Raw genomic sequence first — 13,639 nt, 5'->3', positions numbered from 1 at the left:
CGCGCGCCGAGCGGCCTGTCACCGGCGTCGCACCGAGCGGATGATCGTTGCGGTGCTCGTCGGCCATGGTCATCTGCGTACTCCTCACGTCAAGAGGATCTTGTTACACAGACCATCTGACAGGCCCCGCGTCAGGCCCGCGGGCACGCCGCCGGCACCCCCCCGGAAGCCGCCGGCACCCCGGAGCCCCGGCCGACCCGGAAGCGCCCCAGCCCGGAAGCCCCCGGCACCCCGGAAGCGCCCCGGCGCACCGGGCCGCAACGGGCCTCACCGGGCCGCAACGGGCCACGCCCCGACCCGGGTCTGACCCGGGTCTACCGCTGCCGCCGGTCCTTCAACCGCTGCAGCTTCCCGACCGACCGCTCCAACGTCTCCGGGTCCACCACCTCGCACGTCACCGTCACTCCGACGGTGTCCTTCACCGCTTGCACCACCTCCGCGGCGGCGGCGTCGCGGCGCGCGGTCGGGGTGTCCGGCCGCGCCTCGACCCGGACGGCCAGCGCGTCCAGGCGGCCCTCGGTGGTCAGGACGAGCTGGAAGTGCGGGGCGAGCCCGGCCGTCCGCAGCACGATCTCCTCGATCTGGGTGGGGAAGAGGTTCACCCCGCGCAGGATGATCATGTCGTCACTGCGTCCGGTGATCTTCTGCATCCGCCGCATCGCGGGCCGCGCGGTGCCCGGCAGCAGCCGGGTGAGGTCGCGGGTGCGGTAGCGGATGATCGGCAGTGCCTCCTTGGTGAGCGAGGTGAACAGCAGCTCGCCCTCCTCGCCGTCGGCCAGGACGGTGCCGTCGAGGGGGTCGATCGCCTCGGGCAGGAAGTGGTCCTCCCAGATGTGCAGGCCGTCCTTGGTCTCCACGCACTCCTGCGACACGCCGGGGCCCATCACCTCGGAGAGGCCGTAGACGTCGACGGCGTGCATGTCCATGCGCTCCTCGATCTCGGCGCGCATCTCCTCGGTCCACGGCTCGGCGCCGAAGATCCCGATCTGCAGCGAGGACGCCCTCGGGTCGAGGCCCTGCTTCTCGAACTCGTCGATGATCGTGAGCATGTAGGAGGGGGTGACCATGATGATCCGCGGCGTGAAGTCCGTGATCAGCTGCACCTGCCGGGGCGTCATGCCGCCCGAGACGGGGATGACGGTCGCCCCGAGCGCTTCCGCCCCGTAGTGCGCCCCCAGCCCGCCGGTGAACAGCCCGTAGCCGTAGGCGACGTGCACCCGGTCGCCCGCGCGGCCGCCCGCCGCGCGGATGGAGCGGGCCATGAGGCCCGCCCAGCGCGCGATGTCGCCCTCCGTGTAGCCGACGACGGTGGGCTTGCCCGTGGTGCCGGACGACGCGTGGATGCGCCGCACCTGGTCCTGCGGGACCGCGAACATCCCGAACGGGTAGTTCTCGCGCAGGTCGGCCTTGGTGGTCGTGGGGAACTTCCCGAGATCGGCGAGGTCGCGGCAGTCCTCGGGATGCACGCCGGCCTCGTCGAAGCGGCGCCGGTAGAACGCCACGTTGTCGTAGGCGTGGCGCAGCGTCGCGCGCAGCCGCTCGAGCTGGCGGGCGCGCAGCTCGTCGACGCTCCAGCGCTCGGCGGGATCCAGGAGCGACGGGTCGGGGGCGGGCCCGAGGCGGGAAGTCACTGCGCGGCCTCCTTCTGTGCCGACTTCGTGGCCACCAGGGTGAGCAGCTCGTAGCGGGCGACGGACTCGCCGTCCTGGCGTGTGACGTCGACGTCCCAGCGAACGTCGCCCTGCGGGGCGCTGCCGTGCGGGGTGATCTGCTTGCAGGTCAGCGTCACGGTGATCTCGTCGCCGAACCGGACGGGCGTGAGGTAGCGCAGGTTGTCCAGCCCGTAGTTCGCGAGTACCGGACCGGGATCGGGATCGACGAACAGCCCCGCCGCGAACGCCAGCGTCAGGTAGCCGTGGGCGACGCGCCCGCCGAAGATCGGGGACGCCTCCGCGGCGCGTTGGTCCATGTGCGCGTAGAAGGTGTCGCCGGTGAACTCGGCGAAGTGCTCCACGTCCTCCTGGGTGACGGCGCGCGGGCCGGCGACGATCGAGTCGCCCGGCCGCAGCTCCTCCAGGTACTTGCGGAAGGGGTGCACGTCGGCGCTGCGGCGCTGCGCGCCCGTCACCCAGCGGCCGGTGATCGCGGCGAGCGAGTCCGGGTCGGCCTGGACCGCCGTGCGCTGCATGTGGTGCAGCACCCCACGGATACCGCCCATCTCCTCGCCACCGCCCGCGCGGCCGGGGCCGCCGTGCACCAGTGCCGGGAGCGGCGAGCCGTGGCCGGTCGACTCCTTCGCGTCCCGGGAGTTCAGCACGAGCAGCCGCCCGTGCCACGGCGCGACCCCGAGGACGATCTCCCGGGCCACCTCCGGATCGGCGGTGACGATCGAACCCGCGAGGCTTCCCTGCCCCCGCGCCGCCAGCTCCACGACCTGCTCCACCGACGTGTAGGGCAGCACCGTCGACACCGGGCCGAACGCCTCCACCTCGTGCGGTTCCGCCCGGCCGGGGTCGCCCACCAGCAGGATCGGCGAGACGAACGCCCCGCGCTGCGCATCGGCGTCGACGACGTCCACCTTCTGCGGGTCGCCGAACACGATCCGCCCCGCGTCGGCGAGGGCCTTCACGCTGCGGCGCACCTCCTCGCGCTGGTCGAGGCTCGCGAGCGCCCCCATCCGGACGTCGGGGTTCGCGGGGTTGCCGACCGTGGTGCGCGCAAGGCGTTCCGAGACGGCCTCGACGACGGCGTCGACGTGCTGCTCCGGCGCGAACGCCCGGCGGATCGCCGTGCACTTCTGCCCGGCCTTCACCGTCATCTCGGCGACGATCCCCTTCACGTAGAGATCGAACTCGGGCGTGCCTGGCGCGGCGTCGGGGCCCAGGATCGACAGGTTGAGCGAGTCCGCCTCGGCGGTGAACCGCACGGCCCGCGCCACGATCACCGGGTGCGTGCGCAGCGTCGCCGCCGTCGCGGCCGAGCCGGTGAAGGAGACGGTGTCCTGCTCGGTGAGGTGGTCGAACAGGTCGCCGATCCCGCCCGCCACGAGCTGGAGCGTCCCTTCCGGCAGCAGGCCCGAGTCGATGATCAGCTCGACGAGCCGCGCGGTGAGGAACGCCGTCGGGCTCGCGGGCTTGACCAGGGTGGGCATCCCGCCAAGGAAGGCGGGCGCGAGCTTCTCCAGCGGCCCCCATACCGGGAAGTTGAAGGCGTTGACCTGCACGGCGACGCCCCGCAGCGGAGTGCAGACGTGCTGGCCGACGAACGTCCCGCCCCGGCTCAGCGGCTCGACGGCGCCGTCGACGTACACGGTGTCGTTCGGCAGCTCGCGGCGCCCTTTGCTCGCGTAGGCGAGCAGCACGCCGATGCCGCCGTCGACGTCGAACTTCGAGTCGCCGAGCGTGGCGCCGGTGCGGGCGGACAGGGCGTAGAGCTCCTCGCGGTGCTCGCGCAGGTGCCCGGCCACCGCCTTGAGCAAGCCCGCACGCTGGTGGAAGGTCAGCTCGCGCAGCGCGGGCCCACCGGTGCGGCGCCCGTGGTCGAGCGCGGCGGCGAAGTCGACGCCGGCCGAGGAGATGCGGGCGACCTCCTCGCCGGTGACGGCGTCGTGCAGCGGGCGACCGTCGTCCGGCGCGGTGTGCCACCCGCCCGAGACGTAGCTGCGCAGCAGGGACATCGACGTACCCTCCGGATGGGATTAGATGACCGACCGTTCGTTCGGGAACGGACGGTAGCACCGCGCGCGGCGCGCCGACAGGGGCGGCGGCGCGCGGACATCACGGGGCCTTAGGGTCCCCGCCGTGACGGCGACGCTGGACGAGTTGCTCGGGGGACGCCTGCGCCTCGCCGAGGCGCTGGCCGCCGCCGAGCAGCCGGGCGTCGACGGGGCGCGGGTGCGGTACCTGCACGACGCGCTGCAGGATGCGCTGCGCGTCGTCGAGGCCGTCGCGGGCGACGACGAGCTCTGGCGACGCATGCGCGGCGCCGCGGGGGAGCTACGGCCAGGGGACCTCCCGGCCCTCGCCGCACTCGTCGACCACCGGCTGGCGCCGCTGCTCACCGCGTTCGGCTACGAGGAGCCGCCCCCGCCACCCGTCCACGATCTGGTCGACACCACGGCGGAGCTGCTCGGACACGCCGTCGCCGCCGTCGGGGACCCGGTGCGGGCGCAGTACGACGTCGACATCGCGCGCTCGGCCGTGGCCCGGTTCGTCGCCCGGGCGCGGGCCCAGGTCGGCGCGCCGACGGCGCCGCCGGATCGCCGGGTGCTGCGCCGCTGGAGCCGGCGGGCACGCCGGATGCTCGAACGGCTCGTGCCGCCGGTCGCAGGGGCCGGCGCGGCCGCTCTGGTGATCGGCGCGTTCGGCGGCGTCGAGGGTGGGGCGCTGGGGGGCGCGGCGTACAAGTCCGTCGAGGAGCTGGTCACGCAGCTCGTCGGGCTGTCGGCGGCCTACCTCGTCGGGTGGGGTGAGGAGATCCGCGCGGACATCCCGGTCCTGACGCTGCCGCCCGGCGGCCTGCGGCTCACCGAGCTGGAGCTGCTGACCGAGGCGTTCGGCGCCGGGATCGCGCGATGGTCGGCGGAGCGGGGCGAGCGGGCGGCGCGGCGGCTCGGGAGGCGGTCGTTCGGCGATGCGCTGCCTACGGGGCTGCGCCAGGAGCTCGACGAGATCGAGGCGGCGCTGGACGGGTTCGTCGCCGCCCGCGGGGTCGGCGACCCGGTGGACCGGACGGGCGACGGCGCCGGCCCGGTCGTCGGGGGAGCGGCGCCCGCGGTGCCCGTGCCCGGGGGCGCCGCGGCCCTGACGGCCGACGTGGCGGAGATCCGCGACGCGCTGCGGGAGCTGCGCTCCCTCGTCCCGGCAGGGCCGGCGGTACCGCCGCCACGGCTGTCGACACCGCCGACAGCACCGTCGACAGCACTGCCACCGACAGCACCGCCGGCACCGTCGCTGCCCATCGCCCCCGACTCACCCGAGCGGGTCGACCGGGCGGCCGCGAGGCTCGTCGGCCTCGTCCGAGGGATCCGTCGGCACCTCGACGCGGCAATCGGGTGACGCATGGCCGACCGATCGTTCGGTCGATCGCCTACGATGGCCCGATGACCGACTTCGCGACCGCCGAACCCCCCGTGCTGCTGGCGCGCGACAGCGTCGAGCCCGCCGTCGCCGTACTCACGCTCAACCGTCCGGCCCGGTACAACGCGCTCACCCGCGAGCTCAAGTCGGCGCTGGTCGAGGAGGTCCGGGGGCTCGCAGGCGCCGACGTCCGGGCGCTCGTGCTCACCGGGGCGGGGAAGGCCTTCTGCGTCGGGCAGGACCTGGGCGAGCACGTCGAGGCCCTGCGCGCGGACCCGGCCACCTCCTTCGCCACCGTCGCCGAGCACTACAACCCGATCGTGGAGGGGCTCGCCGCGCTGCCGTACCCGGTCGTCGCCGCGATCAACGGGCCGTGCGTGGGCGCGGGGTTGGGCTTCGCGCTGGCCTGCGACCTGCGGATCGCCGCCGAGGGCCTGAAGTTCGCCACCGCGTTCACCGGCATCGGCCTCGCCCCGGACTCCGGCCTGTCGGCGAGCCTCGCCCATGCCGTCGGCGTGTCGCGGGCGACGGAACTGCTGCTGCTCGGCGAGACGTTCACCGCCGAAGAGGCCCGGGACTGGGGGCTCGTCCGGCGTGTCGTCCCCGCGCCCGAGGTGCTGCCCGCGGCGGTGGAGCTGGCCCGCACGCTCGCCGCGGGACCGACGCTCGCGTACGCCGAGGTCAAGGCGCTCGTCCGGCACGGCGCGGTGTCGCCACTGCCGGACGTCCTGGCCGCCGAGGCCGCGGCGCAGGCCAGGCTCGGCACGACCGAGGATCACGCGCAGGCCGTCGAGGCGTTCCTGGCGAAGCGCCGTCCCGTCTTCCGGGGCAAGTGATGACCGCGGAGCCGCTGGTCAACCGGCCGGACGGCGCCGTGGACGGGGCGGCGGGACCGTCCGGGCGACGCGGCAGGCGGCCGTCGCGCGGCCCGGGATCGTTGCTGGAGGTCGCCGTCGGCGAGTTCATCACCCGCGGCTACGACGCCACCTCGATGGAGCACCTCTCGCAGGCAGCCGGGATCACGAAATCGTCGTTCTACCACCACTTCTCCGGCAAGGAGGCGCTGCTGCGCGCCGCCCTGGAACGGGCCCTGGACCGCTTGTTCGCCATCCTCGACGAGCCCGGTGCGCAGCACGGGCCGCCGCTGGAGCGGCTGCGCTACATCGTGCGCGGGCAGGTGCAGGTGCTCATCGAGGACCTGCCGTACGTCACCCTCCTGCTGCGGGTGCGGGGCAACACCGAGACCGAGCGGTGGGCGCTGGAGCGCCGTCGCGCCTTCGACGCCCACGTCGCCTCGCTGGTCCGCGACGCCGTCGTCGCCGGCGATCTGCGACCGGACGTCGAGTCGTGGCTGGCGGCGCGGCTGCTGTCGGGGCTGGTCAACTCCGTCGTCGAGTGGTACCGGCCGGGGCGGGGGACGGCGCACCTGCCCGAGGCGGTCGCGCGGGCGGCGTTCGACGGGATCCTCCCCGCTCGCTGACCTGCCCCGCCGCGCCCCCTGGCGCCCCCTGGCGCCCCCTGGCGCCCCCTGCCGTCCGAGCGAACGGCACGTACGGGAAATAGGTCTTCCCGTACGTGCCGTTCGCGCGGGATGAGCGATCTGGGCCGGCCGCGCGGGCTGAGCGCTCTGCGCCGGGCACGCGGGAGCGGGCTGGGCGGGCCGCGTGGGAGACGGCGGTTGCGCTCGAGCCCGGAAACCGTCACCATCGTTACCGAACGAACATTCGGTAGAGGAGGTGCCCGTGGCCGAGCCCGCTGGCGAGTTCCGGGAGCAGTTCGAGGCGACCATCGCGGCCGACCAGCGCATCGAGCCCCGCGACTGGATGCCGGAGGCGTACCGGAAGACCCTGATCCGCCAGATCGCCCAGCACGCGCACTCCGAGATCATCGGGATGCAGCCCGAGGGGAACTGGATCCTGCGGGCACCCAGCCTGCGCCGCAAGGCGATCCTCCTGGCGAAGGTGCAGGACGAGGCCGGGCACGGCCTGTACCTCTACGCGGCCGCCGAGACCCTCGGGGTGGACCGTGAGGAGCTCACCGAGAAGCTGATCACGAACCGGCAGAAGTACTCGTCGATCTTCAACTACCCGGCGCTGTCCTACGCCGACGTCGGCGTCATCGGCTGGCTGGTCGACGGCGCGGCCATCTGCAACCAGGTCCCGCTGTGCCGGTGCTCGTACGGGCCCTACGCCCGGGCGATGATCCGGATCTGCAAGGAGGAGTCGTTCCACCAGCGGCAGGGCTTCGAGCTGCTGATCGCGATGGTCAACGGCACCGACGCGCAGCGCGAGATGGTGCAGGAGTCGACGAACCGGTTCTGGTGGCCCTCGCTGATGATGTTCGGCCCGCCCGACGGCGACTCGCCGAACACGCAGCAGTCCATGGCGTGGGGGATCAAGCGGCACACCAACGACGAGCTGCGCCAGCGCTTCGTCGACATGACGGTGCCGCAGGCCGAGGCACTGGGCGTCACGCTGCCCGACCCGGGCTTGCGCTGGAACGCCGAGCGGGGCCACTACGACTACTCGCAGCCGGACTGGGCCGAGTTCAAGGACGTGATCTCCGGATCGGGACCGTGCAACGCGCAGCGCCTGGCGCACCGCAGGAGCGCGCACGAGAACGGGGCCTGGGTACGGGAGGCGGCCGCGGCGTACGCGGCCAAGCACGAGCACCGGAAGGAAGCGGCGGCATGATCCCGAGCGACCCCGATCCCGGAATCGGCACCGAGGACGGCAACACCACGCCCGCCCGCGGCTCCTGGCCGCTCTACGAGGTGTTCGTGCGCGGCAAGCGCGGCCTGAACCACGTCCACGTGGGGTCGTTGCACGCTCCGGACGCCGAGATGGCGCTGCACCACGCGCGCGATCTCTACACACGCCGCAACGAGGGCGTGTCGATCTGGGTGGTGCGCGCCGAGGACATCACCGCGTCCAGCCCGGCCGAGAAGGACCCGTTCTTCGCCCCGTCCGGCGACAAGGTCTACCGCCATCCCACCTTCTACGCGATCCCCGAGGAGGTGCCGCACCTGTGAGCCCTGTGAGCGAGAACACGGCAGAGCACGACGCGGTCGACGCCCGGAGCGACCCCGGGAACGCCTATCAGGCGCTGGCCGAGACCGTCGAGCACGACGACCCGCGTTGGGCGTTCGGGACCGGCATCGAGGAGGTGGCCGCCGAGGTCACCGCGCCCGTCCCGGACGGCGCCGACGCGGCGACGCTCGCGGCGTACTGCCTCGCCCTCGGCGACGACGCCCTCGTCTGCGCGCAGCGGCTCTCCGAGTGGGTGAGCAACGCCCCGGAGCTGGAGGAGGAGGTGGCACTGGCCAACATCGCCCTGGACCTGCTCGGCCAGGCCCGCCTGCTGCTGTCCCGTGCTGGGCACCTCACCGGGTCGGACGAGGACGCCCTGGCCTACCTGCGCGAGGAGGCGCAGTTCCGCAACGTCGCGCTCGCCGAGATCCCGGACGGGCTGGACTTCGGGCGCGCGATCGCGCGGCTGCTGCTGTTCTCGACCTGGCGGCTGGCATTGCTCACGCGTCTCGTGGAGTCCCGCGACCCCGTGCTCGCGGCCGTCGCGGAGAAGGGCGTGAAGGAGCTCGCCTACCACCGCGACCACGCCGCCCGCTGGGCGCTGCGCCTCGGCGACGGCACGGCCGAGTCCCACCGGCGGATACAGGCCGGGCTGGACGCGGTGTGGCCCTACGTGGAGGAGCTCTTCCGCACCTCCGCCGAGGAGCGCGCGCTGCCCGGGATCGCCGTGGACCCCGCCGGTGTCCGCGGCGAGTTCGACGCCGTGCTCGACGAGGTCCTCGCCCGCGCGACGCTCACCCGGCCGTCGGTCCCGCCGGTGGGCACGATCGCCGGCCGCGGCGGGCGCCAGGGTATGCACACCGAGCATCTCGGGCACGTCCTCGCGCCGATGCAGAGCCTGGCGCGACGGCATCCGGGGGCGACATGGTGAGCGAGGGCCCGGTGAGCATCGCAGCGAGCTCCGGCGAGCGAGGAGCGGAGGCGGGTCCGCAGCGAACCATGGATGCTGTGAGCGAGGGCCCGGTGAGCATCGCAGCGAGCTCCGGCGAGCGAGGAGCGGAGGCGGGTCCGCACCGAACCATCGGAACCGTGAGCGAGGACCGGGTGAGCATCGCAGCGAGCTCTGGCGAGCGAGGAGCGGAGGCGGGTCCGCAGCGAACCATCGGAACCGTGAGCGCGGCGGACCTGGTGGCGCAGGTCGTCGACCCGGAGCTGCCGATGCTGACCCTGGTCGACCTGGGCGTCGTCCGGTCGGTCGAGGAGCGCGACGGTGTCGTCGTCACGCTGACCCCGACCTACTCGGGGTGCCCGGCCGTCGAGGTGATGCGCGCGGACGTGGCGGCGCACCTGCGCGCGGCCGGTTACGAGCGCGTCGAGGTGCGGACCGTCCTGTCGCCGGCCTGGAGCACGGACCGGATCACCGAGGAGGGCCGTGCGAAGCTCGCCGCGCACGGCATCGCCCCGCCGGGACGGGCGTCGCACCGGACCGGCCCGATCCCTCTCACGCTCGGCCCGCCCGGCGGCGCACGCTGCCCGCAGTGCGGCTCGCCGGAGACCGTCGAGCTGTCGCGGTTCGGGCCGACCCCGTGCACCGCCCTGCGTCGCTGCCGCGCGTGCAGCGAGCCGTTCCAGGAGATGAAGACCCTGTGACCAGCCCCGTGACGAGCACCCTCGAGGTCCCCGCGAGCACCGGTTTCCACCCGCTCACCGTCGCCGACGTCGAACGGCTCTGCGACGACGCCGTCGCCGTCACGTTCGAGATCCCGGCGGTGCTGCGGGAGCGGTTCACGTTCCGGCCCGGCCAGTACCTCACGCTGCGCCTGGACCGCGACGGGCGCGAGGAGCGGAGGTCCTACTCGATCTGCGCCCCCGCGGGGGCGCCGCCCCGGATCGGCGTGCGCCGCGTCGACACGGGCCTGTTCTCCGAGTGGCTCGTGGACCGGCTCGTCCCCGGGGAGGTGGTGGAGGTCGCGCCGCCCTCGGGGTCGTTCACACCCGAGCTCGCCGCGGGCACGCACCACGGCCTGATCGCAGCCGGGTCGGGGATCACGCCGGTGATCTCCATCGCCGCGTCGCTGCTGGCCGCGCACCCCGACACCCGCGTCACTCTGCTCTACGGCAACCGACGCACGGACACGGTGATGTTCACCGAGGATCTCGCCGATCTCAAGGACGCCCACGGCCCCCGCCTGCACCTGATCCACGTCCTGTCCCGCGAGCCGCTGGAGGCGGAGATCGCGAACGGCAGGCTGGACGCGGCGAAGCTGCGCGCGCTGCTCGGATCCCTGGTGGACGTGGCCGGCGTCGACCACTGGTGGCTCTGCGGGCCGCTGGGCATGACCGAGGACGCCGTCGCCGTGCTGGGCGAGATGGGCGTGGCGCGGCAGCGGGTGCACCGCGAGCTGTTCTACGTCGACGAGCCGCCGCCGGAGCTGCACCGTCTCGACCATGCCGACGCCGTGCCGTCGGGAGAGACCAGCGACGTGACCGTCGTCCTCAACGGCCGGTCCACGCCCGTCGTGGTCGCCCGCGAGGACCGGATCCTCGACGGCGTCCAGCGCGTCCGGGGCGACCTCCCGTTCGCCTGCAAGGGCGGAGTCTGCGGGACGTGCCGGGCTCGGGTCACCGAAGGGGAGGTACGGATGCGGCGCAACTTCGCGCTGGAGGAGGACGAGGTCGCGGCGGGCTTCGTCCTTACGTGCCAGGCACTTCCGGTCTCGGAACGGATCATCGTCGACTTCGACGCGTGACCGGGAGACCACGGAGCGTCGAAACAGAGTGTTGACCTTCGCCTAACATTAGGTGAGGCTTGTCTTCTGTGACTGTTCCTCAGGGTGTGACCCGCCCGCCGTTCCCGATGGGGTCTGCGCACCGTTCCGGCTCCGAGGTGCTCGACCTCGTCGGGGTGGGGTTCGGACCGTCGAACCTGGCCCTGGCCGTCGCGCTCACCGAGCACGGCCGCAGATCGAGCGTGCGCTTCGTCGAGCGCCAGGACCGCTTCGGCTGGCATCGCGGGATGCTTCTCGAGGACGCGACGATGCAGATCTCGTACCTCAAGGACCTCGTGACGCTGCGCAACCCGGCGAGCCCGTTCGCCTTCCTGTCCTACCTGCACGACCACGGACGGCTGGTCGATTTCATCAACTACGGCAGCCCCTATCCGACCCGCCTGGAGTTCCACGACTACCTGGAGTGGGCCGCTTCCCGCTTCACCGACCGGGTCGACTACGCCACGTCCGTCGTCGGCATCGAGCCGGTGGCGGGCGAACCGGGCGTGCTCGACGTGCGGACCAGCCGCGGTGACGCGCTGCGCACCCGCAACGTCGTGCTGGCCACGGGTCTGCGCCCGCACCTGCCCCCGGGGGTGGAGCCCGGGCCGCGGGTGTGGCACACGCACGACCTGCTGCGCCGCGTGGGGGAGATCCGCGATCCCCGCCGGATCGTCGTCGTCGGGGCCGGGCAGAGCGCCGCCGAGGCCGTCGACCACCTGCACCGCCGGTTCCCCGAGGCCGAGGTCCGCGCCGTGTTCGCCCGCTACGGCTACAGCCCCGCCGACGACTCGTCCTTCGCGAACCGGGTGTTCGACCCCTCCGCCGTGGACGACTTCTACCGGGCGCCGAGCGCGGTCAAGGAGATGATCCTCGGCTACCACGCCAACACGAACTACTCCGTGGTCGACACCGACCTCATCGAGTCGCTCTACCGCCGCCACTACCACGAGCGGGTCAGCGGGCGGGAACGCCTGCGGTTCCACAACGTCAGCCGCGTCGTCGACGCCGTCGCCACCGAGGACGGCGTGCAGGTGGCGATCGACTCGCTGCTCGACGGGCGGCGCGACGTCGTCCCGGCCGACGTCCTGGTGTACGCCACCGGCTACCGGCCCGCCGATCCGTGCGCCCTGCTCGAGCGGCTGGCGAACCGGTTCGCCCGCGACGAGAGCGGCAGGCTGCGGATCGGCCGGGACTACCGCGTCGCGACCGATCCCGATCTCCGCGCCGGCATCTACCTCCAGGGCCCGACCGAGCACACCCACGGGTTGTCCTCGACGCTGCTGTCCAACATCGCCGTCCGCGCGGGCGAGATCGCCGAGTCCATCGCCGCCCACGCGAGCGCCGCGGCGGCCCGTGGGCTCGCCGACAGCCGGCCCGCCTGACGCACCGGCCCCCACCCCAGCCCGCCCTGCCGCCCGCCGGCGACGACCTCCGGAGCACCCGTATGTCCACCAACCCGTTCGACGACGCCGACGGCACGTTCCACGCGCTCGTCAACGACGAGGGCCAGTACTCGCTCTGGCCCGCGTTCGCCCCGGTCCCCGCCGGCTGGACGGTCGACCTGGGCCCGGCGGGTCGCCAGGAGTGCCTCGACCACATCGCCGCCCGCTGGACCGACCTGCGTCCCCGGTCCCTCCGCGCGGCGACCGACGCGGCGGCGGGCTGATCCCGCCCCGCCAGCGACCGATCCGCACATCGAATCGAAGGAAACCCCAGTGTCCCGAATCCCCCACGTGGTGCCTCGCGGCCCACTGCGCCTGCTCGTCGCGCTCCTCACGCTCGCGGCGGCGGCCCTGGTCGGCTGCGCGGGCCCCGCCGACGCCCCGCCCGCCGCCGCGCCGCAGGCCCCCTCGTCGAGCGGCTTCCCCGTCACGATCGAGCACGCGCTCGGGTCGACGACGATCACGAAGGCGCCCGAGCGCGTCGTCACGATCGGCTGGAGCGACCAGGACCCGGTGCTCGCCCTCGGCGTCGTCCCGGTCGGGACCACGGAGTGGTTCAACGAGCAGCCCGGCGCGATCTTCCCGTGGGCGCGGGACGCGGCGAAGGGTCAGGTCCCCGAGATCGTCTCGAACGCCGGTGAGATCAACTTCGAGAAGGTGGCCGCGCTGAAGCCGGACCTGATCCTCGCCCTCTACGAGGGTCTGGACCAGGCCGAGTACGACACGCTGTCCAAGATCGCCCCGACCGTGGCGAACTCCAAGGACTTCGACCAGTTCGGCGCCACCTGGCAGGACATGACGCGGACCACCGGGCGCGCACTGGGCCGTTCCGACCAGGCCGAGCAGCTGATCACCGATCTCGAGGCCCGGCTGGCCGCCGTCGCCACGGCGCACCCGAACTGGGCGAACCAGACGATGCTCGTCATGGCCACCGTGGAGAACGGGACCTACGGCGTGTTCTCCCCGCAGGACCCCAAGGCCCGCTTCTTCGCCTCGCTCGGCTTCCGGACCCAGCCCGACTGGATCAGCCCGCGCGTGTCGGACAACCTCGCCACCGTCAGCGCCGAGGAGGCCGCCCTGCTCGACGTCGACCGCCTCGCCTGGACTTCCGACCCCGACACCCTGCGCACGCTCGAGGCGGACCCGATCTACAACCGGCTCGACGTCGTCCGCTCCCAGCACGTGCTCTACCTCGACTACACCACCCCGCCGTTTCCCGGCGCCGCCGTCACCTTCAACAGCGTGCTGAGCATCCCGTACGCGCTCGACCAGGTCGTCCCGATGCTCGAGGAGGGCGACCGCCGGTGACCGCGGTTCTT

The 13,639-nt window shown here is 73.2% G+C and carries 13 protein-coding genes; 11 read left to right on the top strand and 2 right to left on the bottom strand.

Annotation, left to right across the window (positions count from 1 at the left end; genetic code table 11):
* Positions 1–314: 314 nt before the first annotated feature.
* On the bottom strand, positions 315–1,631 hold the full coding sequence (gene paaK / locus AB7J25_RS19545; RefSeq protein ID WP_428511015.1) for a phenylacetate--CoA ligase PaaK: 1,317 nt from the start codon (positions 1,629–1,631) through the stop codon (positions 315–317).
* On the bottom strand, positions 1,628–3,676 hold the full coding sequence (paaZ, locus tag AB7J25_RS19540; protein ID WP_428511014.1) for a phenylacetic acid degradation bifunctional protein PaaZ: 2,049 nt from the start codon (positions 3,674–3,676) through the stop codon (positions 1,628–1,630). Before paaZ ends, paaK begins: the two co-directional genes overlap by 4 nt.
* A gap of 124 nt (positions 3,677–3,800) precedes the next feature.
* Between paaZ and AB7J25_RS19535 the strand changes: the two genes are divergently transcribed.
* The 11 genes from AB7J25_RS19535 (at position 3,801) to AB7J25_RS19485 (ending at position 13,628) form a co-directional block, all read left to right on the top strand.
* A complete protein-coding gene (locus AB7J25_RS19535) occupies positions 3,801–5,057 on the top strand; it encodes a hypothetical protein (protein WP_428511013.1) in 1,257 nt (418 codons plus the stop codon).
* Positions 5,058–5,101: 44 nt separating this feature from the next.
* On the top strand, positions 5,102–5,914 hold the full coding sequence (locus AB7J25_RS19530) for an enoyl-CoA hydratase/isomerase family protein (protein WP_428511012.1): 813 nt from the start codon (positions 5,102–5,104) through the stop codon (positions 5,912–5,914).
* Positions 5,914–6,558, top strand: coding sequence for a TetR/AcrR family transcriptional regulator (locus tag AB7J25_RS19525; RefSeq protein ID WP_428511011.1), 645 nt, complete (start codon positions 5,914–5,916; stop codon positions 6,556–6,558). The genes AB7J25_RS19530 and AB7J25_RS19525 overlap by 1 nt, the downstream gene beginning before the upstream one ends.
* A gap of 262 nt (positions 6,559–6,820) precedes the next feature.
* A complete protein-coding gene (gene paaA, locus AB7J25_RS19520; protein WP_428511010.1) occupies positions 6,821–7,771 on the top strand; it encodes a 1,2-phenylacetyl-CoA epoxidase subunit PaaA in 951 nt (316 codons plus the stop codon).
* A complete protein-coding gene (paaB, locus tag AB7J25_RS19515) occupies positions 7,768–8,109 on the top strand; it encodes a 1,2-phenylacetyl-CoA epoxidase subunit PaaB (RefSeq protein ID WP_428511009.1) in 342 nt (113 codons plus the stop codon). Before paaA ends, paaB begins: the two co-directional genes overlap by 4 nt.
* 5 nt (positions 8,110–8,114) lie before the next feature.
* The gene (gene paaC / locus AB7J25_RS19510; protein ID WP_428511017.1) at positions 8,115–9,038 is read left to right on the top strand and encodes a 1,2-phenylacetyl-CoA epoxidase subunit PaaC; all 924 of its coding nucleotides are present in this window, start codon (positions 8,115–8,117) and stop codon (positions 9,036–9,038) included.
* Between the two features lie 239 nt (positions 9,039–9,277).
* Positions 9,278–9,757 carry a 1,2-phenylacetyl-CoA epoxidase subunit PaaD gene (gene paaD, locus AB7J25_RS19505; protein WP_428511008.1) on the top strand — a complete coding sequence of 160 codons (480 nt, stop codon included), beginning with the start codon at positions 9,278–9,280 and terminating at the stop codon, positions 9,755–9,757.
* On the top strand, positions 9,754–10,857 hold the full coding sequence (gene paaE, locus AB7J25_RS19500; RefSeq protein WP_428511007.1) for a 1,2-phenylacetyl-CoA epoxidase subunit PaaE: 1,104 nt from the start codon (positions 9,754–9,756) through the stop codon (positions 10,855–10,857). The genes paaD and paaE overlap by 4 nt, the downstream gene beginning before the upstream one ends.
* A 107-nt stretch (positions 10,858–10,964) precedes the next feature.
* Positions 10,965–12,260 (top strand): lysine N(6)-hydroxylase/L-ornithine N(5)-oxygenase family protein, encoded by a 1,296-nt coding sequence (locus AB7J25_RS19495; protein ID WP_428511016.1) that lies wholly within the window; start codon positions 10,965–10,967, stop codon positions 12,258–12,260.
* A 62-nt stretch (positions 12,261–12,322) separates the two neighbouring features.
* Positions 12,323–12,544, top strand: a complete 222-nt coding sequence (locus AB7J25_RS19490) for an MbtH family protein (protein WP_428511006.1) — start codon at positions 12,323–12,325, stop codon at positions 12,542–12,544.
* A 49-nt stretch (positions 12,545–12,593) separates the two neighbouring features.
* Positions 12,594–13,628, top strand: a complete 1,035-nt coding sequence (locus AB7J25_RS19485) for an iron-siderophore ABC transporter substrate-binding protein (protein WP_428511005.1) — start codon at positions 12,594–12,596, stop codon at positions 13,626–13,628.
* Positions 13,629–13,639: the final 11 nt, after the last annotated feature.

Source organism: Pseudonocardia sp., assembly GCF_050246655.1.
In the GTDB taxonomy this organism is placed as follows: Bacteria; Actinomycetota; Actinomycetes; order Mycobacteriales; family Pseudonocardiaceae; genus Pseudonocardia.
This window is presented reverse-complemented; position numbering and strand designations above follow the sequence as displayed.

Coding starts and splice junctions, on each gene's coding strand:
- AB7J25_RS19495 (WP_428511016.1), top strand. CDS start 10,965: ATGGGGTCTGCGCACCGTTCCGGCTCCGAGGTGCTCGACCTCGTCGGG.
- AB7J25_RS19525 (WP_428511011.1), top strand. CDS start 5,914: ATGACCGCGGAGCCGCTGGTCAACCGGCCGGACGGCGCCGTGGACGGG.
- paaZ (WP_428511014.1), bottom strand. CDS start 3,676: ATGTCCCTGCTGCGCAGCTACGTCTCGGGCGGGTGGCACACCGCGCCG.
- AB7J25_RS19530 (WP_428511012.1), top strand. CDS start 5,102: ATGACCGACTTCGCGACCGCCGAACCCCCCGTGCTGCTGGCGCGCGAC.
- paaB (WP_428511009.1), top strand. CDS start 7,768: ATGATCCCGAGCGACCCCGATCCCGGAATCGGCACCGAGGACGGCAAC.
- AB7J25_RS19490 (WP_428511006.1), top strand. CDS start 12,323: ATGTCCACCAACCCGTTCGACGACGCCGACGGCACGTTCCACGCGCTC.